Annotated in this window: 25 protein-coding genes and 2 pseudogenes; 19 read left to right on the top strand and 8 right to left on the bottom strand. The window is 57.7% G+C overall.

Translation table 11 applies throughout. The features are described 5' to 3' along the window. Positions 1–207: 207 nt before the first annotated feature. From FW800_RS05215 to FW800_RS05140, 16 genes and pseudogenes are all read left to right on the top strand, one after another. Positions 208–2,532 (top strand): FdhF/YdeP family oxidoreductase, encoded by a 2,325-nt coding sequence (locus FW800_RS05215; protein WP_005788114.1) that lies wholly within the window; start codon positions 208–210, stop codon positions 2,530–2,532. A 132-nt stretch (positions 2,533–2,664) separates the two neighbouring features. Continuing rightward, the gene (locus FW800_RS05210) at positions 2,665–4,086 is read left to right on the top strand and encodes a cytochrome ubiquinol oxidase subunit I (RefSeq protein ID WP_446437137.1); all 1,422 of its coding nucleotides are present in this window, start codon (positions 2,665–2,667) and stop codon (positions 4,084–4,086) included. A 15-nt stretch (positions 4,087–4,101) separates the two neighbouring features. After that, complete coding sequence (cydB, locus tag FW800_RS05205) at positions 4,102–5,118, top strand: cytochrome d ubiquinol oxidase subunit II (RefSeq protein WP_446437136.1); 1,017 nt, start codon at positions 4,102–4,104, stop codon at positions 5,116–5,118. Continuing rightward, a complete protein-coding gene (locus FW800_RS05200) occupies positions 5,105–5,263 on the top strand; it encodes a DUF2474 domain-containing protein (protein WP_005788120.1) in 159 nt (52 codons plus the stop codon). Before cydB ends, FW800_RS05200 begins: the two co-directional genes overlap by 14 nt. A 248-nt stretch (positions 5,264–5,511) precedes the next feature. Continuing rightward, complete coding sequence (locus FW800_RS05195) at positions 5,512–6,201, top strand: isochorismatase family protein (protein WP_446437135.1); 690 nt, start codon at positions 5,512–5,514, stop codon at positions 6,199–6,201. Positions 6,202–6,264: 63 nt separating this feature from the next. Beyond that, entirely contained in the window at positions 6,265–6,891 is a 627-nt protein-coding gene (gene ycaC, locus FW800_RS05190; protein WP_003191542.1) for an isochorismate family cysteine hydrolase YcaC, read from the top strand. Between the two features lie 119 nt (positions 6,892–7,010). After that, positions 7,011–8,429 (top strand): OprD family outer membrane porin, encoded by a 1,419-nt coding sequence (locus tag FW800_RS05185; protein ID WP_446437134.1) that lies wholly within the window; start codon positions 7,011–7,013, stop codon positions 8,427–8,429. Positions 8,430–8,452: 23 nt separating this feature from the next. Next, positions 8,453–9,086: pseudogene (locus tag FW800_RS05180) on the top strand (SphA family protein). A 26-nt stretch (positions 9,087–9,112) separates the two neighbouring features. Continuing rightward, complete coding sequence (locus FW800_RS05175) at positions 9,113–9,361, top strand: hypothetical protein (RefSeq protein ID WP_446437133.1); 249 nt, start codon at positions 9,113–9,115, stop codon at positions 9,359–9,361. 688 nt (positions 9,362–10,049) lie between these two features. Continuing rightward, complete coding sequence (gene pstS / locus FW800_RS05170) at positions 10,050–11,081, top strand: phosphate ABC transporter substrate-binding protein PstS (protein ID WP_005788130.1); 1,032 nt, start codon at positions 10,050–10,052, stop codon at positions 11,079–11,081. 75 nt (positions 11,082–11,156) lie between these two features. Continuing rightward, complete coding sequence (pstC, locus tag FW800_RS05165; RefSeq protein WP_005788132.1) at positions 11,157–12,125, top strand: phosphate ABC transporter permease subunit PstC; 969 nt, start codon at positions 11,157–11,159, stop codon at positions 12,123–12,125. Next, positions 12,122–13,015, top strand: coding sequence for a phosphate ABC transporter permease PstA (gene pstA / locus FW800_RS05160; RefSeq protein WP_005788134.1), 894 nt, complete (start codon positions 12,122–12,124; stop codon positions 13,013–13,015). The genes pstC and pstA overlap by 4 nt, the downstream gene beginning before the upstream one ends. A 76-nt stretch (positions 13,016–13,091) precedes the next feature. After that, entirely contained in the window at positions 13,092–13,853 is a 762-nt protein-coding gene (gene pstB, locus FW800_RS05155; RefSeq protein ID WP_019817112.1) for a phosphate ABC transporter ATP-binding protein PstB, read from the top strand. A 55-nt stretch (positions 13,854–13,908) separates the two neighbouring features. After that, a complete protein-coding gene (locus FW800_RS05150; RefSeq protein WP_122732902.1) occupies positions 13,909–14,607 on the top strand; it encodes a hypothetical protein in 699 nt (232 codons plus the stop codon). Further along, on the top strand, positions 14,607–15,233 hold the full coding sequence (locus FW800_RS05145; RefSeq protein WP_032875543.1) for a hypothetical protein: 627 nt from the start codon (positions 14,607–14,609) through the stop codon (positions 15,231–15,233). The genes FW800_RS05150 and FW800_RS05145 overlap by 1 nt, the downstream gene beginning before the upstream one ends. 388 nt (positions 15,234–15,621) lie before the next feature. Continuing rightward, a complete protein-coding gene (locus FW800_RS05140; RefSeq protein ID WP_446437132.1) occupies positions 15,622–17,481 on the top strand; it encodes a calcium-binding protein in 1,860 nt (619 codons plus the stop codon). Positions 17,482–17,591: 110 nt separating this feature from the next. Here FW800_RS05140 and FW800_RS05135 read toward each other — a convergent pair whose 3' ends face one another. Beyond that, the gene (locus FW800_RS05135) at positions 17,592–18,128 is read right to left on the bottom strand and encodes a MerR family transcriptional regulator (protein WP_446437131.1); all 537 of its coding nucleotides are present in this window, start codon (positions 18,126–18,128) and stop codon (positions 17,592–17,594) included. A gap of 25 nt (positions 18,129–18,153) precedes the next feature. On the opposite strand from FW800_RS05135, the gene FW800_RS05130 reads away from it, so the two are divergent. After that, the gene (locus FW800_RS05130; RefSeq protein WP_078821309.1) at positions 18,154–18,792 is read left to right on the top strand and encodes an NAD(P)H-dependent oxidoreductase; all 639 of its coding nucleotides are present in this window, start codon (positions 18,154–18,156) and stop codon (positions 18,790–18,792) included. A 124-nt stretch (positions 18,793–18,916) separates the two neighbouring features. Here FW800_RS05130 and FW800_RS05125 read toward each other — a convergent pair whose 3' ends face one another. The 6 genes and pseudogenes from FW800_RS05125 to FW800_RS05100 all read right to left on the bottom strand — a co-directional run bounded on the left by FW800_RS05125 (position 18,917) and on the right by FW800_RS05100 (position 24,182). Further along, entirely contained in the window at positions 18,917–20,365 is a 1,449-nt protein-coding gene (locus FW800_RS05125) for a serralysin family metalloprotease (RefSeq protein WP_446437130.1), read from the bottom strand. A gap of 716 nt (positions 20,366–21,081) precedes the next feature. Then, on the bottom strand, positions 21,082–22,116 hold the full coding sequence (locus tag FW800_RS05120; RefSeq protein ID WP_446437129.1) for a site-specific integrase: 1,035 nt from the start codon (positions 22,114–22,116) through the stop codon (positions 21,082–21,084). A 3-nt stretch (positions 22,117–22,119) separates the two neighbouring features. Then, positions 22,120–22,329, bottom strand: a complete 210-nt coding sequence (locus tag FW800_RS05115; protein ID WP_446437128.1) for a DUF4224 domain-containing protein — start codon at positions 22,327–22,329, stop codon at positions 22,120–22,122. A gap of 2 nt (positions 22,330–22,331) precedes the next feature. Beyond that, positions 22,332–22,553: a hypothetical protein gene (locus tag FW800_RS05110; RefSeq protein ID WP_446437127.1), complete on the bottom strand. Its 222-nt coding sequence runs from the start codon at positions 22,551–22,553 to the stop codon at positions 22,332–22,334. A 344-nt stretch (positions 22,554–22,897) separates the two neighbouring features. Beyond that, positions 22,898–23,359: pseudogene (locus tag FW800_RS05105) on the bottom strand (class I SAM-dependent methyltransferase); the annotation flags it as partial. 49 nt (positions 23,360–23,408) lie between these two features. Next, the gene (locus tag FW800_RS05100; RefSeq protein ID WP_446437126.1) at positions 23,409–24,182 is read right to left on the bottom strand and encodes a DNA-methyltransferase; all 774 of its coding nucleotides are present in this window, start codon (positions 24,180–24,182) and stop codon (positions 23,409–23,411) included. Positions 24,183–24,314: 132 nt separating this feature from the next. Here FW800_RS05100 and FW800_RS05095 point away from each other — a divergent pair, with 132 nt between their 5' ends. Continuing rightward, on the top strand, positions 24,315–24,644 hold the full coding sequence (locus FW800_RS05095; protein WP_446437125.1) for a hypothetical protein: 330 nt from the start codon (positions 24,315–24,317) through the stop codon (positions 24,642–24,644). 69 nt (positions 24,645–24,713) lie between these two features. On the opposite strand, the gene FW800_RS05090 is transcribed toward FW800_RS05095, so the two are convergent. Next, complete coding sequence (locus FW800_RS05090; protein WP_446437124.1) at positions 24,714–25,034, bottom strand: hypothetical protein; 321 nt, start codon at positions 25,032–25,034, stop codon at positions 24,714–24,716. 65 nt (positions 25,035–25,099) lie between these two features. Here FW800_RS05090 and FW800_RS05085 point away from each other — a divergent pair, with 65 nt between their 5' ends. Then, positions 25,100–25,339 carry a hypothetical protein gene (locus FW800_RS05085; protein ID WP_446437123.1) on the top strand — a complete coding sequence of 80 codons (240 nt, stop codon included), beginning with the start codon at positions 25,100–25,102 and terminating at the stop codon, positions 25,337–25,339. Positions 25,340–25,436 lie beyond the last annotated feature (97 nt).

Here is a 25,436-nt window from a genome sequence, read left to right as displayed (position 1 = left end):
TAATGTTGATAGATGGTGTCGATGGCGTGGTCGTTATTTGTGATTAGACAGATGTTTTTGCAGGGCCTAGCCTGAATATGTAAACCGATTTCCAGACCGTGGAAAGATCGGTGAAAACACTGTTTGCGTTCTGCAATGCCTGAAAATAACCATCAATAAAGGCTTTAAGTTAGGCGCTGCCTATGCGTGAAGTCCTGGAGAAACATCATGAGCGAAGTTGAACGTTATAAACCGTACAAGGGGGCTGCCGCCGGTTGGGGCGCGCTGATCGCGGTGACGAAAAACTGGCTGGGCAGTGAAAACGCGCTCAAGAACATCCGTGCGATGCTCAAGACCAACCAGAACGGCGGTTTTGACTGTCCCGGTTGCGCCTGGGGCGAGTCGCCGGAAAGCGGCATGGTCAAGTTCTGCGAGAACGGCGCCAAGGCGGTCAACTGGGAAGCCACCGGGCGCCTGGTCAATCCGGCGTTCTTCAACAAATACACGGTGTCGTCGCTGGCAGCGCAAAGTGACTACTGGCTCGAATACCAGGGCCGCCTGACACACCCGATGCGCTATGACGACTCCCTGGACCGTTATGTCGAAATCACTTGGGACGATGCCTTTGCCCTGATCGCCAAGCACCTCAACGAACTGGAGTCGCCGGACCAGGCCGAGTTCTATACCTCGGGCCGCGCCAGTAACGAAGCGGCTTATTTGTACCAACTGTTCGTTCGCGCCTACGGTACCAACAACTTTCCCGACTGTTCGAACATGTGCCACGAAGCCAGCGGCCTGGGCATGGACGACAGTGTTGGCGTGGGCAAAGGCACGGTGACCTTCGATGACCTGGAGGAAGCCGACGCGATTTTCGTCATCGGCCAGAACCCCGGCACCAACCACCCACGTATGCTCGAACCGCTGCGCGAGGCGGTAAAGCGCGGTGCCCAGGTGATCTGTTTCAACCCGCTCAAGGAACGTGGGCTGGAGCGTTTCCAACACCCGCAGCATCCCTTGGAGATGCTCACCAACGGTTCCGAACCTACCTCGTCGGCGTACTTTCGCCCGGCCTTGGGAGGCGACATGGCGGCCTTTCGTGGTATCGCCAAGTTCCTGCTCAAATGGGAACGTGAAGCCCTGGAGAACGATGGCGAGGCAGTCTTCGACCGCGCTTTCATTGCCCAGCACACCTCGGGCCTGGAGCACTATCTGGCGCAAGTGGACGCCACCTCATGGGAGCATATCGTCGAGCAATCGGGCCTGAGCCTTGAGGATATCGAGCTGGCCGCACGCATGTACCGACGCGCCAAGCGGGTGATCATGTGCTGGGCGATGGGCGTGACCCAGCACACACACTCGGTGCTGACCGTGCAGGAAATCATCAACGTGCAACTGTTGCGCGGCAATATCGGCCGGCCAGGGGCGGGGCTATCGCCCGTGCGCGGCCACAGCAACGTGCAGGGCGACCGCACCATGGGCATCAACGAACTGGCGCCGCCGGAGTTGATCAACGCATTGGAAGCACGCTTTGACTTCAAGGTCCCGCGCCGCCATGGTCACAACACGGTCATGGCGATTGCGGCCATGGAAGAAGGGCGCGCCAAGGTCTTCATCGGCCTGGGCGGCAATTTTGCCCAAGCGACGCCGGACACCCCGCGCACCCACGCGGCACTGCGCAAGTGCGACCTCACTGTGCACATCGCTACCAAGCTCAACCGCAGCCATCTGGTGACGGGCCGCGAAGCCTTGATCCTGCCGTGCCTGGGCCGCACCGATATCGACATCCAGGAACAAGGCCCGCAAGGCGTGACCGTTGAAGACACCTTCAGCATGGTGCACATCTCCCACGGCCAGCTGAAACCCAAGTCGCCGCTGATGCGTTCGGAACCCGCCATCATTGCCGGGATCGCCAATGCGACCCTGGGCAATCACCCGATTGACTGGCTGTGGACGGTGGCCGACTACGGCCGCATCCGCGACTTGATTGCCGACACCATTCCCGGCTTCAAGGACTTCAACACCAAACTGCTGCACCCGGGCGGCTTTCATCTGGGCAACGACGCAGCGCGACGCATCTGGAAAACCGACAGCGGCAAAGCCCAGTTTGTCTCCAGCGTGTTGCCGGCGCACCTGGTCAGCGAAGGCGTGCGCAATCTGGACGTCAAGCCGGAGCTGATCCTGCAGACCATGCGTTCCCACGACCAGTACAACACCACCCTGTACGGGCTCGATGACCGTTATCGCGGCGTCTATGGCATGCGCGATGTGGTGTTCGTCAATGAACAGGACATCCGCAAGCTGGGCTACGAGCCGGGGCAGAAAGTCGACATGGTCTCGCTGTGGGGCGATGGCCGTGAGCGTCGGGTCAGCGGCTTCACCTTGATCGCCTATGACATTCCCGCCGGGCAGGCCGCCGCCTATTACCCCGAAACCAACCCGTTGGTGCCGCTGGAAAGCTATGGCGACCGTACGTTTACCCCGACGTCGAAGTTCATCGCCATCCGGCTTGAACCCGCGCCGGTCAGCAATCTGATCCAGTCCCACGGCGCTTGAGTCGTACCGGGGCGGCCAGTATGGCGCCCTGGTTTTCCCTGATCACTGCACATCCGCTTGCCCCAGGCCACCAGGCCAGAGGCACGCCGATCTGGGTGCGCGTGCGCATCAAGTTTCCATAAGGGTATTGCCATGTTAAATATCGAGGCGCTGGACCTTGCGCGAATTCAATTCGCCTTCACGGTCTCGTTTCACATTATTTTCCCCGCTGTCACCATCGGCCTGGCCAGTTTCCTGGCGGTGCTCGAAGGCTTGTGGCTGAGAACCAACAACGCGGTCTACAAGGACCTGTATCACTTCTGGTCGAAGATCTTCGCCGTCAACTTCGGCATGGGCGTGGTCTCGGGCCTGGTCATGGCCTACGAGTTCGGCACCAATTGGAGTCGTTTCTCGGACTTTGCCGGCAGCATCACCGGGCCGTTGCTCACCTATGAGGTGCTGACGGCGTTCTTCCTGGAAGCGGGTTTCCTCGGGGTCATGCTGTTTGGCTGGAACCGGGTGGGGCGCGGTTTGCACTTCTTTTCTACGGTGATGGTCGCCATCGGGACGTTGATCTCGACGTTCTGGATCCTGGCGTCCAACAGCTGGATGCAAACGCCCCAGGGCTTCTCCATCGTCGATGGCCGGGTGGTGCCGCTGGACTGGTTCGCCATCGTCTTCAACCCGTCGTTCCCGTTCCGCCTGGCGCATATGGCAATCGCTGCCTTTGTTGCCACGGCGTTCTTCGTCGGCTCATCGGCGGCCTGGCACTTGCTGCGTAAAAACGACACCCCGGCAGTGCGTAAAATGCTCTCGATGGCGTTGTGGATGGCGTTGATCGTGGCTCCGATCCAGGCGGTCGTCGGTGATGCCCATGGTTTGAACACTCTGGAGCACCAGCCGGCGAAAATTGCTGCGATTGAAGGGCATTGGGAAAACGTCGGTAACGGCGCGACGCCGCTGGTGCTGTTCGGTATCCCTGACATGGAGGCCGAAAAGACCCGCTACGCAATAGAAGTCCCGTACCTGGGCAGCCTGATCCTGACCCACAGCCTGGACAAACAGATCCCGGCGCTCAAGAGCTTCCCCAAGGAAGATCGGCCGAACTCAACCATCATTTTCTTCAGTTTCCGGATCATGGCCGGGCTGGGGATGTTGATGATCCTCACTGGGATACTGGGCTTGGCGTTGCGCCGTAACGGCGCGCTGTATCGCAATCGGTTATTCCTGCGCCTGGTGCTGTTCATGGGGCCGACCGGGCTGATCGCCATGCTGGCCGGCTGGATCACCACTGAAGTAGGGCGCCAGCCGTGGGTGGTCTACGGGCTGATGCGTACTGCAGACGCGGCGTCCAATCACAGCGTCACGCAATTGAGCATCTCCCTGGCGTTGTTTGTACTGATCTACTTCTCGGTATTTGCCGTGGGTATCGGCTACATGATGAAGCTGGTGCGCAAGGGCCCGCAGCCCCATCACGACCAACCGCCACAGGGCGGCCCCGGCCAGGAGCGCACACCACGCCGCCCCCTGTCCGCCGTCACCGAGACGCTCGCGTCCGGCGACCACACCAACTGATCAAGGGGATTGCACATGGGCATTGTAGGTATAGACCTGTCGTTGATCTGGGGCGTGATCATTGCCTTCGGGGTGATGATGTACGTGATCATGGATGGCTTCGATTTGGGCCTGGGCATCCTGTTTCCGCTGATCCCGGACGAGCAGGAGCGCGATGTGATGATGAACACCGTGGCGCCGGTATGGGACGGTAACGAGACATGGTTGGTACTCGGCGGCGCGGCGTTGTATGGGGCGTTTCCGCTGGCGTATTCGGTGATCCTGGAGGCGTTGTACCTGCCGCTGATTTTCATGCTGGCCGGGCTGATCTTTCGTGGTGTGGCGTTTGAGTTTCGCTTCAAGGCCAGCCCGCAGAAGCGGCATATCTGGGACATGGCGTTTATCGGCGGCTCGTTCCTGGCGACCTTTTGCCAGGGCGTGGTGATCGGCACCTACATCGCCGGCATTCCTGTGGTCAATCGCCAGTTTGCCGGGGGCAGCCTCGACTGGCTCTCGCCGTTCCCGCTGTTCTGCGGGATTGGGTTGGTAGTGGCCTACGCGTTGCTGGGCAGCACCTGGTTGCTGGTCAAGACCGAAGGCATGCTCGAATCGCGCATGCGCCTGTTCAGCCGCTACCTGGCCTTTGCGCTGATGGCGGTGGTGGCGGTGCTGTGCGTGTGGACGCCGTGGCTGCACCCGGAAATCGCCCTGCGCTGGTTTGCCCAGGCGCACATTGTGGTGTTTGGCGGTCTGATGCTGCTGGGCGTACTGGCACTGGTGGGGCTGTTGAAAACGTTGCGCCAACACCACTCGCACTGGCCGTTCGTATTCACCCTGATGCTGGTGTTCCTGGGGTATATCGGGCTGGCCTTCAGCATCTGGCCGAACATTGTGCCGCCATCCATCAGCTTGTGGGACGCTGCATCGCCGCCTTCGAGCCAGCTGTTCATCCTGATCGGCACGCTGTTCATCCTGCCGATCATCCTGATGTACACCTGCTGGAGCTACTACGTATTCCGCGGCAAAGTGAGGATTGGCGATGGCTACCACTAAGGGTGAAAAGCCGCTGCCTGCTGGCCGTTGGTACCAGCGGGTGTTGTGGCTGATCGCTATCTGGTTCGCCAGCGTGCTCGCCCTCGGCATCCTTGCGAGTGGCTTGCGCTGGATGATGCATATGGCTGGCATGGCCAGCCATTGAGGCGAGCCTGAGCCAATGTGCAAGGGGCGGTACATCGTTCCATTTTTGAGATGCAGCGGCCCGGTTCAGCCACTACCTAACCCTGAACCTGATGATTAAGGTGGCTCCATTGTTTTTTCGCAGGTGTCCTACAGGCGCAAGTCTTGGATACCGGTCGGAGCGTGTCTATACAGGAAGTGCAGACACTGCCGGGCACTGTTCCGGCACACCATTCCAGGGAGGTCTATCCAAGCAAAGAGGAAATGCAAATGACTGCATCAGGTAACGCTGCAAACTTCAATGGTCAAAAGCCGACGATTGATCCCGCCGACACGGCCATGTTGCTGATCGACCACCAGAGTGGTCTGTTCCAGATCGTCAAGGACATTGATGTTCCTCAGTTGCGCGCCAACGCTATCGCGCTGGCCAAGGCCGCGACCCTGTTGAAAATCCCGGTCATCACTACCGCTTCGGTTCCACAAGGCCCCAATGGCCCGCTGATCCCGGAAATCCACGAAGCCGCGCCCCACGCCAAGTACGTCGCCCGTCGCGGCGAAATCAACGCCTGGGATAACCCTGAGTTTCACGCCGCCGTCAAAGCCACCGGCAAGAAGACCCTGGTGATTGCCGGCACCCTGACCAGCGTATGCCTGGCGTTTCCGTCCATCGCGGCGGTGCATGAAGGCTACAAGGTGTTTGCGGTGGTCGACGCTTCGGGCAACCACTCCAAGCTGGCCACTGACCTGACCATCGCGCGCCTGGCCCAAGCCGGCGCGGTGCCGATCGACATCATGGGCACGCTCTCGGAGTTGCAAGGTTCGTGGAACCGTCCGGATGCCCAGGAGTGGGCGAACGTCTACACCCAGGCGATGCCGCACTACCAACTGCTGATCGAGAGCTACATCAAGGCTCAGGAAGTGGCAAACAATCACGAAGAACTAGACTCACAGCGCAAGTAAACACGCTGGGTTCTTTACCGGGCGCCCACTCGGGGCGTCACCTTCTTTATCAGGAGTATCACGATGTCTACACCTTACGTTCGCTTGGACAAAGATAACGCCGCTGTGTTGTTGGTCGACCATCAGGCTGGCCTGCTGTCATTGGTCCGCGACATCGACCCGGACAAGTTCAAGAACAACGTGCTGGCCCTGGCTGACCTGGCCAAGTACTTCAAGCTGCCGACCATCCTGACCACCAGTTTCGAAACCGGCCCCAATGGCCCGCTGGTACCGGAACTCAAGGCGCTGTTCCCGGACGCTCCGTACATTGCCCGTCCTGGGCAGATCAATGCCTGGGACAACGAAGACTTCGTCAAGGCCATCAAGGCCACCGGCAAGAAGCAACTGATCATTGCCGGCGTGGTGACCGAAGTGTGCGTGGCATTCCCGGCGCTGTCGGCGCTGGCGGAAGGCTTTGAAGTGTTCGTGGTGACCGATGCCTCCGGCACCTTCAATGAGCTGACCCAGCAATCGGCCTGGGCCCGCATGTCGGCCAATGGTGCGCAGCTGATGACCTGGTTCGGCCTGGCCTGTGAGCTGCACCGCGACTGGCGCAACGATATCGAAGGCTTGGGGACGTTGTTCTCCAACCACATCCCTGACTACCGCAACCTGTTCACCAGCTACAACGCGTTGACTGAAGGCAAGTAAGCCTGGAATGCAGGCTGCCGATGTATTGGCAGCTTGCACTTGCTCTTGGGATAGGGCCGCTTGCGCGCGGGCACTACGGCGACCGTGACGGTGATTGAACAACCACAGGAGCAACGCTGATGCCTATTTTCAAGCGGATCGTGCGTGTCTCCATATCGCTCACGGTGTCACTCTCGGCGGCGGGCGTGCAGGCCGATAACTCCTTGGGCCAACGGGATAACCTCAGCACCGGTATCAATGAACGACAGAAAGCCGAACTGGCGGTGACGCCGGGATTTGTCGGCGGCTCGTCCCTCAATGGGCTGCTGCGCAATTACTACCTGGGCCGCGATAACCACAACACGCCGTCGCGCCTGGATCAGCGTGAATGGGTGCAAGGTGTGTACCTGTCGTTTCGCTCGGGTTACACCGACACGCCGATTGGTGTGGGGGTCGATGTGCATGGGTTCTATGGTCTCAAGCTCGATGGCGGTGGAGGCAGTGGCGGGGCGGGTTTGCTGCCGCTGGATTCGAAAAAGGCTCCGGAGTCTGACTTCTCGGCAGCGGGCGCGGCACTCAAGCTGCGCGGCTTTGGCAGCTTGGTGCAGGCAGGTGACCAGTATCTGGATAACCCACTGGTGGCCAGCGGTGTGAGCCGGGTGTTCCCACAGACTTTTCGTGGCGTCACGCTGAAGAACTACAGCTTGCAAAACCTGACCCTCGACACCGGCTGGGTCGATTCCACACGCCTGCGCAACCAGAGCGGCCAGAGCCACCTGACCACCAGTTACGGCACTGGCAACAAGGCCGGTGTGGCGGCCGAGCGCGAGAGTTCGCACATGAGCTGGCTGGGCGGCGTTTACAGTGCGCCGGGCGGGGTTACGCTGACGCTGTATGGCGGCCAGCTCAGCGATATCTGGAGCCAGTATTACGCTGGGGTCAGCTACCCCTTCACGTTGAACCATGGGGTCACGCTGACGCCGTATGTGCATTACTTCAAGACCCGTGACCAGGGCCAAAGCCACTTGGGGCGCATCGACAACAATACTTACACCGGCGGCCTGACCCTGTCCGGCGCAGGCCAGAGCCTGACCCTCGGTGTGCAGAAGGTCGACGGCGACACGCCGTTCGACTACGTCGTGCTGGACGACCGCACGTTCATGTACCTGAACAATTCCCAGCAATACGCCGACTTCAATGCCCCGGGTGAAAAGTCGTGGAAGATCCAATACCAGACCAGCCTGGCCTTCATCAACGCGCCGGACTTTCAGCTCAGCACCTCCTACACCCGGGGTGAAGCGGATCTGACGCGAGTCGACCCCAACAGCACCGGCTACGGCTACATCTATAACGCTGCGGGCAAGGATGCGCACCACTGGGAACGCGACGTCGCCCTGCGTTATGTGGTGCCGGGCGGCAAGGCCAAGGGCTTGAACGTCACATTGCGCTGGGCCGCGCATCGATCCGGCCAAGGCTATACCGCGCCGGGCAATACCCGTGGCAACTCGAATGCCGATGAGTACCGGGTGATCGTGGATTACCCATTCGCCGTTTTTTAATCGGCAGTCAATGAAGGTGCTGTATGCGTCAAACACAGTGGATTCGGGTTCTGGGCATCAGCTCGGCATTGGCCTGCGCCACCAGCGAGGCGGACAGTGTCAGCCTGCCGCCCCTGGCCTTGGGCAATGCCAGTTTCATGGACGGGGTCGCCGGCCCCGGCGCGCTGTTCGAGTTGCCAGTGCAGTATTACCGCAGCCACTCGGCCTACGATGCCCACGGCCATTCGCTGCCCGGGCGCCAGCAGGTGCACAGCACCACGGTGCTGCCGCACTTGGCCTACTTCAGTGACAAGACGCTGTTGGGGGCCAATTACGGCGCTGAGGTATTGTTGCCGCTGGTGAACCTGGAACTGGATATCGATCATGGCCCCGAGGGCCGCCGCACCCGCCAGGGCGACATGGTCGTCAGCCCGTTTCTGTGTCTGGGTATTCAACCCTCATTACGTATTTACCTGGGAGTTGACCGATCGCCTGGAGGTGAGCGGCCGTTTCAACTACGCATGGTCCAGTCGTAATCACGACCCGGCCTCGGTCCTGAACGCCAGCAGTCTCCAGCCGGGCCAAGCCATTCACAGTAACCTCGCGGTGTCCTACGCCGTTGCCGAACGCTGGCGGGTCGGCGTGGCGGGGTATCAACGCACAATCTTTTTCCGGTAACGCTGGCATTTGCGGCGGTAAGCGTATTGCCTGCGTGTTCCACCCAACTGACCGAGCGCGGTTTTAACGTCAACCTGGTCACTGCCTCGTCTTCGAACCAGTGTCGACTGATTGAAATGTTCACCGTGCAGGGGGCTGGGCCGGATGACACCTTGCGACGGGCGCTCAACCAGGCGGCGGTTCTTGGGGCAGACAGCATGGCTGTGGCTGATGGCAAGGAAACGGCCGATGGCGCCGAGATCAGGGGGGCCGCCTTGATTTGTCGCCAGCCATGAGCCCTGCGGGGGCGGGGCTGCTGCGTAGCTCAGCAGGAACAAGCGCCCTCGCCATAGGCATGGGTATCTACACAACTTCAGTTCGCAGCCCCCTACGGTAACCACGATGCGAAGCGAGCTGCTCTTGATCTTGATCTGCTTTTGATCTTAGGCGCCCCGTTAAACCACGCTGGCCGGAATTCGACAGGGGTTTGGGGGGTAAACCGGCAGGGATGCCGGTTTAGCCGCCCCGCGCCATGGATGGCGCGTGGCGGCGGCCCCCCAAATCCCTGTCGGATTACGGGCACGCCGAGCCTGAGCGAGGTGCCGAGTGGTGGGGCAAGAGCGTTTTGCTCACTTTTGCGCTTTTCAAAAGTGAGCCGCTGTAAGAGCGGAACCAATAGTGGCCGTTACCTAAATAACGGATATGTACTCGATCTGACCCAGCACCCGGGTCGGCCCTGAGGCCGCCAGCGGGAGCAAGCTCCCTCGCCACAGGTACAGCGCCGTATCAAAAGATGTGTAGATACCTATGCCGCCATAGGGGATCGCAGCATTTTAGACGCAATTTGTTACTAACCAATCGCCCGAAAATACATCGTTGTAGCGGCAAACAGGGACAAAACCCCGGTTCGCCACTCAATTTTCATAAAAATGTAACAACCCTGCTGCACAGTTCGGGAGCCCGTCACCACAACGAGTTCTTTTAATGAAAAGCTTGATGAAGTCTGCAGCACTGGCCGTTACGGTTTCTTTGTGTGCCTCCTCCATGACCTTCGCCGCCGAAAACGTGCGCCTCACCGGCTCCGGTGCCAGCTTCCCTGCACCGATCTACCTCACCTGGTTCAAGGACTTCAGCAAGAAGACCGCTGGCGTCACTGTGGATTATCAATCCAAGGGCAGCGGCGCAGGTGTGCAGGACTTCCTGAATAAAACCGTCGATTTCGCCGCCAGTGATTCGGCCATGAAAGATGAAGACATCGCCAAGGTGGCCGAAGGCGTGCAATTGCTGCCGATGACCGCGGGTGAAATCGTGCTGGCGTATAACCTGCCGGGCAACCCCAAGGGCCTCAAGCTGCCACGCGATGTGTATTCCAATATCTTCCTGGGCAAGATCACCAAGTGGAACGACCCACAGATAGTCGCCGCCAACCCGGACCTGAAACTGACCGATACACCGATCACCGTGGTAGTGCGTGCAGACTCCAGCGGCACCACGGCGGTGTTCACCAAGCATTTGGCGACCATCAATCCTGAATTCAAAACGGCGCTGGGCGAGGGCAACACGGTCAACTGGCCTGCCAGCGACAAATTCATCAAGTCGCCCAAGAACGATGGCGTGACGGCCACCGTACGCCAGACACCAGGCGCGATTGGCTACATTGAGTACGGCTTCGCCAAGCTGGCCAAGGTCGACTTCGCCCAGTTGCAGAACAAGGCCGGCCAGTACGTGGTGCCGAACGCCGAGAGCGGTGCCGAGGCCCTGGCAGCAGTGAAGATGCCGGAAAGCCTGGTGGCCTGGCTGCCGGACCCGGACGGCGCCAAGTCCTACCCGATCACGTCCTACACCTGGATGATCTTCCGCAAGGACAACGGTAATCCGGCCAAGGCCAAGGCCATGCGCGAAATGGTCGAGTACAGCTTGACCGAGGGGCAGAAAATCGCCGACTCGATGGGCTACATCCCACTGCCGCAATCGGTGGTCGATCAGGTGCGTAAAGCTTCCGCCAACATCCAGTAACACCCGTGAGGTCGCTCTTGGCCTGGGCTGTCAGCCAGGCCGGGAGCGTTTCCCCCTTTGTTCCGGAATTCGCCCATGATCAAACCTTTCGTCGTTCCGGTTAACCCGGATTCTGCCTGCCAACCCCCCTCTGCAAAAGACTTCCTGGTCGATCGCACCTTCCGTGGGCTCGCGCGAATCGGGGTGGTACTGATTCTGGCGTTGGTCGCAGCCTTGGTATTCGAGGTGGGACGCAAGGCCCTTCCCGGCATGGAGAAGCACGGTTTCGACGTGCTTTTTGGCAGTGTCTGGGATGTCAACCAAGGCAAGTACGGGATCCTGCCGGCGATTTGGGGCACGCTCTATAGCGCCCTGATTGCGCTGCTGATTGCAGGGGTTTTCGGCGTCAGCATGGCGATTTTCCTGACTCAGGATTTCCTGCCGGCGAAGCTGGCGGCGGTGTTTCGCACCATCGTTGAGTTGCTCGCGGCCATCCCCAGCGTGGTGTATGGCCTGTGGGGCATCTACGTGGTGATCCCGGCGATCCGGCCACTGACCACCTGGTTGAATAGTGAACTGGGCTGGATCCCGTTTTTCGGCACCTCCTTGAGCGGGCCAGGGTTGCTGCCTGCGGCGCTGGTATTGGCGATCATGATTCTGCCGACGATTGCCGCCGTGTCCCAGGACGCCCTGACCAGCGTGCCGATGAAAACCAAGCAGGCTGCCTACGGTATGGGGACTACCCATTGGGAGGCGATTCTCAAGGTGATGGTGCCTTCTGCCGCCACCGGTATTTTCGGCTCGCTGGTGCTCGGCCTCGGCCGCGCGCTGGGTGAAACCATGGCGCTGGCGATGCTGGTGGGCAACGCCAACAACATCTCACTGTCGCTGTTTGCGCCGGCCAATACCTTGGCGGCCTTGTTGGCGCTGAACTTTCCCGAAGCCGGGCCGAATGAGATCGAGGTGTTGATGTACGCCGCGCTCGTGCTGATGTTTATCACGCTGCTGGTGAACGTCATCGGTTCCATGATCATGCTCTACGCCCAGCGCGGTACTAAACAATGACTGACCTCACGTCCCCGATCACCGCGGTGCCCAGCCTGCAGCGCAAGTTCGAAGGCCGTGCCCTGCGCAGCCTAGTGTTGACCACATTGGTCTGGCTGGGTGCGCTGCTGGCCAGCGTGCCGCTGATTTCCGTGCTCTACATGCTGATCACCCGTGGCGGCGCACGCCTGAGCCTGGAAGTGTTTACCGAACTGCCGCCCACCGGCTTCGAAACCGGCGGCGGTTTCGGCAACGCCATGGCAGGCACCTTTGTGATGGTCGGTATTGCTGCTGCCATCGCGGTACCGGTCGGCATCATGGCGGCGATCTTCCTGGCCGAACTGGGGCCGGACAGCAAATTGGCGAACACTGCGCGCTTTGCCGCAAAGATGCTCACGGGCCTGCCGTCGATCCTGGCCGGGGTGTTCGCCTACGCCCTGGTGGTCATGACCACCGGTACTTACTCGGCGCCGGCGGGCGGTGTAGCCCTGGCGGTACTGATGCTGCCGATCGTGGTGCTCACCGCCGAAGAGTCGATGCGCATGGTGCCCAAGATCATGAAGGACGCCGCCTACGGCATGGGCTGCACGCGCTCGCAGGTGATTTGGAAAATCATCTTGCCGACCGGCCTGCCGGCGATCCTCACCGGCGTGATGCTCGCCGTGGCCCGGGCTGCCGGCGAAACCGCGCCGCTGCTGTTTACCGCGCTGTTCAGCAACTACTGGATCTACCACGACGGCGACCTCGCGGTCATGAACCCCACGGCCTCGCTGGCGGTGCTGATCTACAACTTCTCCGGCATGCCGTTCGACAACCAGCTTGAGCTCGCCTGGGCGGCCTCTTTGGTGTTGGTGATGATTGTGCTGGTTGTCAATATTGTCAGCCGTATCTTCGGCAAGCCCAAGTATTAAGAACGGGAGCATCTGAATTTTGAACGTCTCAACTGCGCAAATAGCCGCTCCGTTTGTCACCCAGTCGCCTGTGGTCATGGACTGCAAGCTGGACAGGATTTTCTACGGCAACTTCATGGCGGTGCGTGACAGCCATGTGCCGATTGAAAAAAACAAGATCACCGGGTTTATCGGCCCGTCGGGCTGCGGCAAAAGTACTGTGCTGCGCAGCCTCAACCGCATGAACGATTTGGTGAAGGGCTTTCGCTTCGAGGGCCACGTGCATTTCCTCGGCCAGGACGTGTATGGCAAGGGCGTCGACCCGGTGGTGGTACGCCGCTACATCGGCATGGTGTTCCAGCAGCCCAACCCGTTTTCCATGAGCATCTTCGACAACGTCGCGTTCGGCCTGCGCCTGAACCGCTACAAAGGCGACCTGGGCGACCGCGTCAAGCACGCCCTGCAAGGCGCGGCGCTGTGGGATGAGGTCAAGGACAAGCTCAAGGTCAGTGGCTTGTCGCTTTCTGGTGGTCAGCAGCAGCGGTTATGTATCGCCCGCGCCATCGCCACCGAGCCGGAAGTGCTGTTGCTCGATGAGCCCTGTTCGGCCCTCGACCCCATCGCGACCCGCCGGGTGGAGGAGCTGATGGTGGAATTGAAGAAGGACTACACCATCGCACTGGTGACCCACAACATGCAGCAGGCCATCCGCGTAGCAGACACCACGGCGTTTTTCTCGGTGGATATTTCCCAGGGTACGCGCACTGGCTACCTGGTGGAAATGGGCCCGACTGCGCAGATTTTCGGCAGCCCGCGTGAGCAGATGACCGAGGATTACATCAGCGGCAAGTTCAGCTGAGCCATCCATGTTCGATAACAGCCGCACCTGCGCCAACGTCTTCTCGGGAATGCCAATGCCTGTAACGCATCGTCTAGATTTGCCAGCGATTGAACGCGCCCTGCGTAAGGTGCAGAGCCGCTTTGCCCAGCTCAGCACGCAGTTTACCGAGCCGCGGGACCCGCTGACGGACGAGGTGTTGGACAATGTGCTTGAAGGTTATGCGCTGGTTGACGACTACGTGGCCCAGGGCGTGGACCTGTTTGACCTGCATCACCTTGACCTGATGCTGGAGATCAACGCCACGGTGCTCTGTGGTCGAGATCCGGCACGCCGCCTGGAATACGCGCAACACCTGGCCGCAACCGAGGAGCACTTCTTCAACAACGTTGAGGGTGGCATCAAGGACTTGTTCAATTGGTACTGCGCCTACCGCAGTGAATCGGTGTGGAAGCGTGCAGCAGGTGTGTATGTACGCATCCTCAGCAAGCCGCAATTGTTCATCGAAGGCAATAACCGCAGTGGCTCGCTGATCGTCAGCTACCTGCTGATGCGTGCAGGGTTGCCGCCGTTCGTGCTGACACTCGAAAACGCCGAAGGCTACTTCAACCCCTCCTCGGTGATCCGCAACTCGGCCAAACATGGGGTGAAGGCACTGTATGAATTGCCCAAGATCAAGAAAAAGTACGCCGCGTTCCTGGAGGAACAAGCGCCTGATCCGGGTGTGTTTTTCTTGAGCGACACACCGCAGCCAATCTATCAGGGAGGCCAATGATGAGCAGGTATCAAACCTTTGCGGGCAAATGCCGAACGTCCGCCAACCTACTCGTTCAAGCCCTGTCCACGCGTCTGCTCACACGGCCACGCGTACGGATCTCGTTTGATATCGACGACACCCTGGCCTGCCAACTTGATCACTCGCCCGTGGAAAGCAGCTGGTTGCCGGCCTGCGTCCATCGCTGGTGGGGCGAGCCGCTGCGTGTCGGCACCCGCTCCCTGACCCGGGAGCTACGGCGCCAGGGGTGCAGCATCTGGGTTTACACCTCGTCAGGCCGGGCGCCTTCGTATATCAGGCGTTGGCTGATGCTGTACGGCATACGCGTCGATGGCGTGGTGAACAGCGTCGTGCATAACCAGGCTCTCAACGCGCGCGGGCTGTTGAACACGCCGTCGAAGCTTCCGTCGGCCTTCGATATCGATTTACACGTGGATGATTCCGAGGGCGTGCGCATAGAAGGTCATGAACATGGCTTTCGTGTGGTCGTGGTTGACCCGCAGGATGGGCAGTGGGCGCAGAGAGTACTTGAAGCTGTCGCGGGCGTGCAGGCGCAATTGGCCAGGCAGCAAGTGCCCCGATATCAAAAGCCGGCGCGACAAGGTGCTGAAGTTTTTTCTTCCTGAGGGCGAGTGTTATCTGCATCGCTATTTGATATTGGATCGTTATTGGGTTGAGTAAGTCATCCATAACGCGCGCGGCGGGTTTAATTAGTCCTGACCCATTAGTCACGTAAAAAACAAACGCCCACTTATTGTTTGTTAAATAGCGCTCCCGGCGCTTTTTTTGTATGGGTGCTTAATAATAGCTCCTTACAATCCGATAGTCGGTCGATGTACGGCAATGTTTCTACGCTAATGTTGACAAGCTTCCTTAATGGTCAAAGTCGATATTAAGAAAAGAAGCAGCCTGAACAGAATGCACAACAACAACTTCAATGCATATTGTTTAGCCCGACGTATCAGTTATTACCGTCGACTTCGGTGTTGATCGCTGGGCTCAAGGAGTACTGACATGGCTATATTCGATTACAAGGGTCAAGATGCCCGTGTGCTGATTTCAGATGCCTGGAACCTCGCCACTTACACCAGCGGTGTCGCGACCGTAGGCGCGCTCTACAACCTTCCAGGGGCGGTACTGGGGGAGGGCAACACCTTTGCATTGCCCAAAGGCTGGCGTGAAATCGGCGCCAATGAACTGAGCGTTGATAGCAGTCACACCGATATCACCGGAAGCTTCACCGGCGATGGCGTGTTCGGTTCCCAGGCCAGGGTGTTTGGTCAATACGATGACAGTGGTCAATTGCTGAAAATGGGGTTTTCCATTGCCGGCACCAACTCCCTGACTGATCTGCTGGGCTGGCCGGCCATGATCGACAACTCGTATATCAACGGCTATGAGTACCTGCTCAATTCAATCAAGGATTACGCGATAGACCACAACCTGAGCGGCAAGGATGTGCTGGTGACCGGCTACAGCCAGGGCGGCTCAGTGACTAACAGCATGTATATCGGCAAGGACACGCTGGCAGACGGTTTCTTCAAGGATTCGGACTACTTTGGCATGGAGTCACCCAAGTCCAGCAACAGCGACGGAATCTACAACTTCGGTTTTGAAAACGATGTGGTGCACCGCCTCACCGGTCAGGAAACCAACGTGGGAAGCGCCATCATCGACGCTCTTCAGGGGAGTGATGCCAGTTACACCTCGACGACCGACAATATCGTGCTGTTCGATACGATCTACGCCCTGCCAACCTGGCCCAACGGTCCGTTTTCCATTGCCAACTTGTCAGGATGGGCTGCGCACCTCGAAGGTATTTTCATCAACCCCATCCAGCGCATCGCCCAGTCGACGTTCTACGATTACATCGAGCGCGATAGCACCATCGTGATCAGCAACCTCGACGCGATCAGCCGCAGCTTCACCTGGGTCAGCGACAAACAGACCGCCACCTCCAACCATTACGGTACACCGGCCTTCCTGCTGGGCACCGACAGTGCAGACAAGCTGCAGGATGGTCGCAGCGATGACTTCCTCGACGGGTTCAGTGGTAACGACAGTTTCCGGGTCAGTACCGGTACCGATATCGTTGCTGGCGGTGCAGGCGATGACAAAGTCTTTCTCAAAGGTACGGCGTCCGCCTACGAAGCCGTGAAACTGAGCGACGGTACGTTGTTTTTGAACGATAGCAGCGGCCAATACGGCCTTAAAGAACTGCATGGCGTAGAGCATGTCGAGTTCGAAACGGGCCTTGCCAACACGCTCGGTCAACTGCCTGTTATCGGTGGCATCTTCAGCGGTATCGGGCAGACGCTGACGCCGTCTTATACGGTCACCAACGGCAAGCTGGATTTCGATGGCCTGTTCGGCGCCGACAAGGCTTACGCCAGATCCATTGAAGGTAGCCAACTGGCCGACACCCTGAAAGGCACTGCAGCACGCGACCTGATATTCGGCCAGAACGGCAATGATCGGCTCGACGGTGGCGCCGGCAATGACCTGCTGCACGGCGGTGACGGCAACGACACGTTGCTGGGCGGCATGGGTAACGACTCGCTGTATGGCGCCAGCGGTAATGATGTTTTGATCGGCGGGCAGGGCAATGACCAGCTCAGTGGTGGCGTGGGCAGCGACTTGTTTGTGTTCGATCAGCGCGGGTTCGGCCACGACGTGATCAGCGACTTCAACATCCATCAGAACGGGCATGATCTGCTGGTGTTCGCCAAGTCGTTGTTTGCGAGCGCCGATGCTGTAATCGGGTCCACCACCCAGAACGGCAGTGACAGCGTGATTCTGGCGGGGGACAGCAGTGTCACCCTGGTGGGGTTCAATGCGGCACAGCTGAGCGCAGAGATGATCAGCGTGGTTTGATGCGGCATCGGTACAGTTGGCGGTAAAACCTCACAGGATCGCTGATGCTGTGGGGTTTTTTCTTGCTTGTCGTTTTATAGCAATCTATATCCCGCAGTATCGCGTTTTCCTCACTTGCTGGCAGCCATCATGTGCTTGCTTCGCATGACTACGGCTCGATCAGGCCTTGATCGCTCAGCGCTGCGCGGGCAATCCAATCCCGGTGCGATACCAGTACGAAGGCTTTCTTCAAGGGTTTGTTGCAGCATCAACAACTCCTCACGCTGCACTTTTAGTGTGGCTTCGATTTGCTGTATCTCCTCCAGGCGTACATTGATCTGTTCCAGAGTGAGGGATTTGGAGCAGCTCCCGTCATGAAGGAAAAGGCCACGAATGGTGTCGAGGGAAAACCCCAGCCTTTGCGCGTGGATCACGACTTCCAGGCGTTTAATGGTGGACTCGCTGTAATAGCGATAGTTGTTCATGTCTCGCGTGGGGGCGTCCAGCAGGCCTTGCTCCTCGTAGTAGCGTATTGCTGAAGCAGCAAGGCCGGTACGTCGCGCAATCTCGCCTATCTTCATTTTTTGCTTGACCTTCAAGTTGACTTTAATCCGCAGTATAAGCCGCAGCGTAATCCGGAAGGTAATCGGATTGGGCTGGATAAACACCGTTGACCTACGTGGAATGTGAAGAATGAGCAAAATAACCGAGTTGCTGAATTGGCGTTATGCGACGAAAAGTTACGATTCGTCCAAGACAATACCTGCTGAAAAGCTGGAGCGAATCCTGGAGGCGGTACGCCTGACGGCGACGTCGAGCGGGCTGCAGCCATTTGAATTGCTGGTGGTGACCAATCCGCAAATTCGCGAAAAGATTAAGGCGGTCAGCTGGAATCAGTCCCAGGTGACCGACTGCTCTCATTTACTGGTGTTCGCCGCCTGGGATGACATCACGCCTGAGCGTGTCAACATGATGTTCGACCTGACCAATACGGTACGAGCTACCGTCAACCAGGGTTGGGAAGATTACCGTCAAATGCTCCTCGGTATAGTCGCCGAGCGTGGGCAGGAGGCCAACTATCAAGCGGCTGCGCGCCAAGCCTATATTGGCCTGGGCTCGGCTTTAATCGCCGCGGCATCCGAGCAAGTCGATGCGACGCCCATGGAAGGGTTCGACCCATCGGCTGTCGATGAGATTCTGGGATTGGGAGCCAGGCATCTGCGCAGTGTGGTGCTGCTGCCTTTGGGGTATCGGGCAGCAGAGTCTGACTGGCTGGTAAACCTGAAAAAAGTACGGCGGTCTCGCGAAAATTTCGTAACCGAAATCAACTAGGGAGTAGTGCAGCCGCTCCACATTGCAGCAATAGTGGGGCGCAGCTGCATGGGTAGAACTGAGTATTTGATCGTGAGTTCCTTTCCAATCATTGAGCGCGGCGCGCGAAGCGCCGCGCTTTGTATCACGCCACGATGTCGCTGACGGCTGCCTGGCCAACGGTGGTGACGAGGAAATCCGCCACACCGTGTCCGGAGAAGTCCACAGCCAAGGTGCCCAGGTTGGTACCCGAGGCATAGTTCAGCACAGCATCGCCGGCATGGCCGGTAAATGCATTGACGAAGCTCAAGCCCGCACCTTTGGTAATGCCCGACAGGTCGATCTTGTCGGAGCCCGAGGTGAAGTCAAAGATCTTGTCCGCAGCGCGTGGCGTGGAATCGGAACTGGCACCGTACACGAACGCGTCGTTGCCGGCGCCGCCCCACAATTGGTCTGCGCCGCCACCTCCATAGATTAGGTCGTTACCGGCCCCGCCTTTGATTAGGTTGGCGACCTGGTTACCAATGATCAGGTCGTTGCCCGAACCGCCGAATGCGTTCTCGATGGTGACGCCCTTGGCGATCGACACGTTGCCCACCAGGCCGCCCACATCAGAAAACGAGGTGGCAGTGAGGTTGATCTTCTGGTTTTGAGTGAAACCGGAGAAGTCCAGAGTGTCTTTGCCGCCGCCGTCCCATACCGAAAACACCAGCTTGTCGGCATCGGATGTGGCAGTGAGGAAATCACGCCCGGTATTGGAGTTGAACCCGTAGGTCGTGTCACCGGCGCGAGTGCTGTAGTTGGCACCGTAGAGCTTCTGGATCGCGGCGATGTCGTCGATCAGCGGGCCGGCAGCATAGGCTTCGACACCACCTTTACTGAAGTTCTGGTTGGTGTTGCTCTCGCTCCAGTAACTCATCACGGAGTAAGCATGTGTATCTTCGGCATATTTCGCATCCGAATACGACGGTTGACCCACACTGGCGTCGTACGAACCTGGGTGCTGCAGTCCAAGCGTGTGACCAATTTCATGGGTCAAGGTTTGACGACCGTAATTGCCGTTTGCCGGTGTTAAATTTTCTTGATAGTTTTGATTGGTATAAAACAACGCATCGCTATTTCCGCTGTTATTAGGGTAGAAGGCGAAAGCTGACCTGGCACCTCCATGCTGCAGGTCATTACTATAATTGCCCAGTGATATATGTGCGTCGCCTCCGCTTCTGGATTCGATGAATGAAATGTTGGCGACGTCTGACCAGGATTGGAAAGAAAGGGCTGCTTGGGATCTCTGTTGAGCGTCGAATGCGCTGAATCCAGACACGTTCTCGGAGGCGTATGCTTGACTTTCTGAAGTCAGAAAGCTGTAGGTGAAGTTGTATTTCCCATTGTGGTCGTTGTCACCCCAATAGTAACCTCCTCGAGTTATTTCATCCGCGGCCTGCGCAATAGTGTAAGACGGCTTGCCCTGTGAGGAGTTAAATCCTCCTCGATCATAGGTGTGTGAAAAATTATAGAGTGCCTGGTAATCTTCACTTGTTCGGAGCTGCGCCGAAGTGGTGAGTGGGCTAACAAGATTTTTCGCCAAGATAGTCATACGAGTACATTCCTTCGTGTCCATTGATTTGAAGTGTTATATGCTTATCACGTTTTCGCTGCCTTCTTGTTGTGGTAGACATTTATAAATGACTTGTGGGTTTAGTGTTATTTAAAAATTAAATAGAATATATAACGTATTGATATATCCTCAGAAATTATCAAGGCGCCTTAGACGGATGAGTAAAAAGGCTGATTTTATTGCAGGGAAGTAATTTGCGTTTTTAAAGATACAGCCAAGATGCGGCCAGGTCATGTGGTGGTGTATTGGGTGCGCGGTATATGGTCAAGATTGTTGCCGTTTTGTATATGTGATCTAACTTTAAATTAGGCTGTGAGCTATTATTTCGATACTTTAGTGGCGGCTCGCGGCGTCTGGTAACTGCCCGATGGCAGTAAAAAATATAGGCGCACCGTTTCTCCGGTGGATCAGGTAGGGCTGCTTTCTGGGCTACAGTCCGGCAGGACGCCGGGGAAAGGAATTACGGGGTAGAAAAGATAAGGGCCTGCCCAGGTTTCCCTGGCAAGCCCTTGATATCTATGGTGCCCGAACCCGGAATCGAACCGGGACGCCCTTACGAGCGGGGGATTTTAAGTCCACATACAAACATATACAAAACAGTAGGTTAGCGATACTTTCGGTCCGCAATTGTTCTTAGATGACTCGCTTGTAGCCCTTTGTTTTCAAGGGCTCATATATTATTGCGGAACGGAATTTTACTTTGTGGGAAGCACCTTTAGGCCTTTGCGGCGCCGGATGTACTGCTCTGTCATGCCGACAGTTGTGTGACCCAATTGATCTCTCGCATCGCGAATACTTCCAGTCGATTCTTCCTTGTCTGTTGCCGCTTTTGCGCGTAGGTCGCGCATCTGAAAAGCAGACTTTTCAATCCCGGCCTTCATTCTGGCCGCGTCAAATCTCCCTCTGAGCATACTCGTTGTCATCGCCTGGCCGTTGTCCATAACGACGAGCCTGGTTGAGCGAATCTTGTGCCCCTTTTTCCTTTCCAGAATGCGGTCAATAACCACCTTCAGCTCTCCTACAATCTCAATGCGGCGTTTTGCACTCGTCTTCCCCTGCTTTATCAGCAACTGGTTATCCAGCAGGTCACGTTCGTCCATCTTGAGCGTGTCACCTATGCGCTGAGCTGTGAGATAGAAGAGGTCTAACGCGTCCTTGAGTGGCTGATCAGCGTGCAGGTACACCGCCGCAAACATTTCGTCTTCGACGTAGGTGTCCCGGCCCGTTTCCTTGTTCCCTTTGATGCCGGCGCACGGGTTTGCGAGCGACGTATAACCGCTCTGACGGGCGAAATTCCAGATGGCGCTGAGCAAGGCTTTTTCTCGGTTGGCGCGCACCTTCGCTGTCTTCGACCGATAACGCAGGTACTGAACGACGTGTTTCGGCTCGATCGCCTCTAGAGGGCCGGGCGGGTCATTGAAAAAGATCAGTAGTTGCTTCAGCTCCCTAGTGTTGTCCTTTTGTGTGGTCGGAGACTTCGTGGGCACAACCTCATCCATGTACTTGGTAGCGACGTACTCAAAAGTCAGTACGGCTTCTACAAGTGCACTCGCCGCACGGCTCTTTTCAAGTCGAGCGTATTCAACGATTGCGGCTCCGTAGTCGGAACCAAGCGCTATCTCCTTTCTCGGTTTGTCGCCTGCGTCATAGTAGTAATAAACCCTTCCCCCTGGTCGCAGTCGCTTTCTAAGCCGGGGGATGCTGCCAGGGTTGGTCGGTCGCCTTGCCATTTACTAGATACCCATCCTTGGTTGCCATTCAGCCTTTTCTGGCTTGAGATCTTTCGAAATGACCATCAGCGATGCGGATATCACGCAAGGCCATCCGTTGCGCTTGATGGTGTGCCGTATACCGTTACGCGATAGGACCTGGATCTGGCCCGCTTTTGTTCTGGCGCCCGTCAATTCACAAACATCTTCGTGCGACAGAAAATGAATTTCCATAACTACCTCCCGCCGCCCACAGTGGGCCGCGCTGTCTTAATGATGTGGATGGCCAGGCCGAAGGTGATCAGCAGCCAGGCGCATGTGCCGCCGAAGGCGTAGAGCAATGCCTCGGTGGTGCCGGTGTCCAGCAGGTCGAGCCCGAGCCAGCCGAACCAGCCGATGGTTCCTGCCAGGTACAGCAAAGCGCCCAGCAGTATCAGGGTGAGTTTCATAGCGAACATGGGGTGTCCTTGCCGCGCTGGGCGGCAGAAGGTGGCCCGCCGTTTTCCGGCAGGCTTGTTAGAGAAGGGATTCGGGGCTTCTACATCAAGGTGGCGAGATATGCCCCTGCGATGTGCCGCCGCAAATCTTGACGCTCTTCAAGGTCGATGAGACCCAGCCGAAGCAAGCGGTCGGTCCATCGGTCGTATTCTCGGAAGAAACGATTCCTAGACTTGCGAGTTTTTACTGGCGCGATTGCGATGACTGCTTCTGCGAAATGTTTCATCAGGCATTCCTTGTGGGGGTGAGCCTCAATGGTTGATGTTCCGGGGTGTCGGTTTCCCGACTGTTTATCTTCCGCACCCTTCATAAACGTGATCCAGTGCGTTTTCTCGCGCTTCCCGGACTTGTGGCCAAACAGCGGTAGCTCTTCGGTGAGTGAAAGAATCTCGCTGACCCGGATCTGGGTTTCGTTCCACTTGAAGATCAGGAACTGGCCAGGCCGCAGAACCCGGAAGCACTCCGCGAAGCCTTTGCGCAGGTCGTCGCGCCAGTCGTCGGTCAGGATTCCGTATTTCAGCCGCAGCCAACTCTCCCGGCCGGCGCGCACCAGGTGTGGTGGATCGAACACCACCATGTTGAAGCTTGCGTCGGGGAAGGGCAGGTGCCGGAAATCCATGATCACGTCCGGTTCAACCTTCAGCACCCGGCCATCACACAACACATGTTCTTCATCGCGGATGTCGCCGAATAGGGCTCGCTGGTCGGCCTTGTCGAACCACATCATGCGACTGGCGCTACATGGGTCCAGTACTTGTGCATTCATGGCATAGCTCCGCCCGCCGCTCACCGGCAGGCATGTAGGGGGATTGTGGTTAGGCTGTTGCGAACAGATCGATTTGCGGTACCGGCGTGTCGCGGATGGTGATCGCTTCATTGATTCGCTCGGTCGCGGTCACGTAGATCTCGCGGTCCTGCTCGATGCCGATGAACTTCCGACCCAGCTGTATGCAGGCCACGCCGGTGGTACCGCTTCCCATCGTGTTATCCAGCACCACCTGACCGCGCTGCGTATAGGTGCTGATCAGGAAAGACATCCAGGCCACGGGCTTCTGCGTCGGGTGAAAGCTGCCAGCCTGCTTGTCGCTGGAGAAGAACTGCACCGATCTCGGGTACCGCTCTGTCGAGTCGTATTCAGTCAGGGCCAGGGCCTTTCCGTAGCACTCGGAGTTGACCGTCTTGCGCTTCGCGGTCTTGCGTTCGTTACCGCTGGACATCTGCGGGTTATAAACCGGCTGCTTGCGGTAGAAGACCTGGGCGCTTTCGTGTGCCCGAAGCGGTTGCTTCTTGGCGTTCAGGAATCCGGTGGCATTGCCTTTCTCCCAGATCCACTCATACCGGTAGAGCTTCGGGTTGCTCGCCACCAGCATCGACGCGAACGGCTGGGCTGCGCACAACACGATTGCGGCCTCTGGCTTGGCGATCCGCAAGTACTCACGCCAGAGCGGCTCGAGCGGGATGATGGTGTCCCAGGCGCACTGGGTGGTGCCGTAGGGCAAGTCGGCCAGAACCATGTCGACGCTGGCGTCTGGCAACTGCTTCATGACCTCCAGGCAATCGCCAAGATAGAGTTGGTACTCGTTTTCCATGGACGAGCGCATCCTTGCCGCTATAGCGGCTGACTTTGAAGGGGGAGGGATGAGTTAAATATTTGTTGCGCAGTCTTCTGTCCGACTTAAATAAAGCCGCATAATCGCTGCCTTAAAATCAGGACGACACATATGAGAAACAGAGGCTGCGTTTATTTGGATTGGATAGATCCAGCGCTTCACGCGCGCTCTGTGGATGAGCGCCAGGCTGACGGCACCTTGTTGAATGTGCAGGTTCGGCTTTCTCTTCTAGGCAGAACTCAGTTGTTTATCGGGGTCTACGGCGCGAAAGGCGCAATGATTTCAGAAGAAGCATTTGATTCGTTGCCGGGACAAACAATGACGCAGGCTTTGGCGTGGGGACTCGGACAAGCGAGGCTCAAAGCTCCAGCCAATTCGGCGATTAATACAATCACCAAACCTCATCCGCTACCTAGACGAGGTTCCCGCCAAGGAAAGTGATCATCATTGGTAGCATGTGGGTAGAGTGCGGATGTACTCCTGTCGGTTTTAGGCAGGCGCTGCGCTGGCTTAGAGCTCGCCAATTGTTAGCATTGCAATCTCGAAAGGCTTTTCGCGCATGGCTGATACCTTGACCACCTCATCGAGGGCGCGCACGGCGTAGGCCAGTTCCGCCTTAAGGTCGCGAGCCCGATGCATTCGCCGGGAAATTGCGGTGCTCAGGTCTGCAATGGCCTGGTCCGTGGTGTTCAAGCTCAGCTGTAGGCAGTCACGCTCTGCGGTTACCCGATCGAGAAGCGCGGACTCCGTCATGCCCACCTTCTTATTCGATCCGTGAATTAACACGGAAATGCGTGTCACTTCGGAAACAGTTAATTCCTTGTCAGGCACGCCCGGTCAGTGGATAGGCTCAAAGAATCAGCTAAAGTTTGACAATAGTTCAGTAGGAGAATTTCATGACTTGCTTTATCTGCGGCGAGCCAGCGATAGCAGTTGATGTTGGCGTTGATTACGAAGAAAGAGCCTGTCAGAAATGTGGTCACTATCGAATCACCTGCACGGCGCTTATGCTTATGAAAGCTCGCGATTGGCGCTTTGATGTGGAACTGGTCAGAACATGGCTTGAGCATCAAAAGAGTTCTGGATTCATACCCACCATCGATCATCAACAGGCAAGTCGACTGACCCACGCTTAGCTGGGGAAGTTTAGTCAGGTCAGGCTGGTCATTGGCCCGCTGAGTTCAATCTGTTTCATAGGAGTCCTTGCCGGGCAATGCCCGGGCGGTGGAGTGG

The sequence above is a fragment of the Pseudomonas sp. 910_23 genome (genome assembly GCF_052850795.1).
The sequence above is the reverse complement of the archived record's forward strand: the minus strand, read 5'-3'. Positions and strand labels throughout refer to the sequence as shown.

Excerpts from the sequence above, each read along its gene's own strand:
- FW800_RS05215 (WP_005788114.1), top strand. The coding sequence starts at position 208 with ATGAGCGAAGTTGAACGTTATAAACCGTACAAGGGGGCTGCCGCCGGT.
- FW800_RS05210 (WP_446437137.1), top strand. The coding sequence starts at position 2,665 with ATGTTAAATATCGAGGCGCTGGACCTTGCGCGAATTCAATTCGCCTTC.
- cydB (WP_446437136.1), top strand. The coding sequence starts at position 4,102 with ATGGGCATTGTAGGTATAGACCTGTCGTTGATCTGGGGCGTGATCATT.
- FW800_RS05200 (WP_005788120.1), top strand. The coding sequence starts at position 5,105 with ATGGCTACCACTAAGGGTGAAAAGCCGCTGCCTGCTGGCCGTTGGTAC.
- FW800_RS05195 (WP_446437135.1), top strand. The coding sequence starts at position 5,512 with ATGACTGCATCAGGTAACGCTGCAAACTTCAATGGTCAAAAGCCGACG.
- ycaC (WP_003191542.1), top strand. The coding sequence starts at position 6,265 with ATGTCTACACCTTACGTTCGCTTGGACAAAGATAACGCCGCTGTGTTG.
- FW800_RS05185 (WP_446437134.1), top strand. The coding sequence starts at position 7,011 with ATGCCTATTTTCAAGCGGATCGTGCGTGTCTCCATATCGCTCACGGTG.
- pstS (WP_005788130.1), top strand. The coding sequence starts at position 10,050 with ATGAAAAGCTTGATGAAGTCTGCAGCACTGGCCGTTACGGTTTCTTTG.
- pstC (WP_005788132.1), top strand. The coding sequence starts at position 11,157 with ATGATCAAACCTTTCGTCGTTCCGGTTAACCCGGATTCTGCCTGCCAA.
- pstA (WP_005788134.1), top strand. The coding sequence starts at position 12,122 with ATGACTGACCTCACGTCCCCGATCACCGCGGTGCCCAGCCTGCAGCGC.
- pstB (WP_019817112.1), top strand. The coding sequence starts at position 13,092 with ATGGACTGCAAGCTGGACAGGATTTTCTACGGCAACTTCATGGCGGTG.
- FW800_RS05150 (WP_122732902.1), top strand. The coding sequence starts at position 13,909 with ATGCCTGTAACGCATCGTCTAGATTTGCCAGCGATTGAACGCGCCCTG.
- FW800_RS05145 (WP_032875543.1), top strand. The coding sequence starts at position 14,607 with ATGAGCAGGTATCAAACCTTTGCGGGCAAATGCCGAACGTCCGCCAAC.
- FW800_RS05140 (WP_446437132.1), top strand. The coding sequence starts at position 15,622 with ATGGCTATATTCGATTACAAGGGTCAAGATGCCCGTGTGCTGATTTCA.
- FW800_RS05130 (WP_078821309.1), top strand. The coding sequence starts at position 18,154 with ATGAGCAAAATAACCGAGTTGCTGAATTGGCGTTATGCGACGAAAAGT.
- FW800_RS05125 (WP_446437130.1), bottom strand. The coding sequence starts at position 20,365 with ATGACTATCTTGGCGAAAAATCTTGTTAGCCCACTCACCACTTCGGCG.
- FW800_RS05120 (WP_446437129.1), bottom strand. The coding sequence starts at position 22,116 with ATGGCAAGGCGACCGACCAACCCTGGCAGCATCCCCCGGCTTAGAAAG.
- FW800_RS05115 (WP_446437128.1), bottom strand. The coding sequence starts at position 22,329 with ATGGAAATTCATTTTCTGTCGCACGAAGATGTTTGTGAATTGACGGGC.
- FW800_RS05110 (WP_446437127.1), bottom strand. The coding sequence starts at position 22,553 with ATGTTCGCTATGAAACTCACCCTGATACTGCTGGGCGCTTTGCTGTAC.
- FW800_RS05100 (WP_446437126.1), bottom strand. The coding sequence starts at position 24,182 with ATGGAAAACGAGTACCAACTCTATCTTGGCGATTGCCTGGAGGTCATG.
- FW800_RS05095 (WP_446437125.1), top strand. The coding sequence starts at position 24,315 with ATGAGAAACAGAGGCTGCGTTTATTTGGATTGGATAGATCCAGCGCTT.
- FW800_RS05085 (WP_446437123.1), top strand. The coding sequence starts at position 25,100 with ATGACTTGCTTTATCTGCGGCGAGCCAGCGATAGCAGTTGATGTTGGC.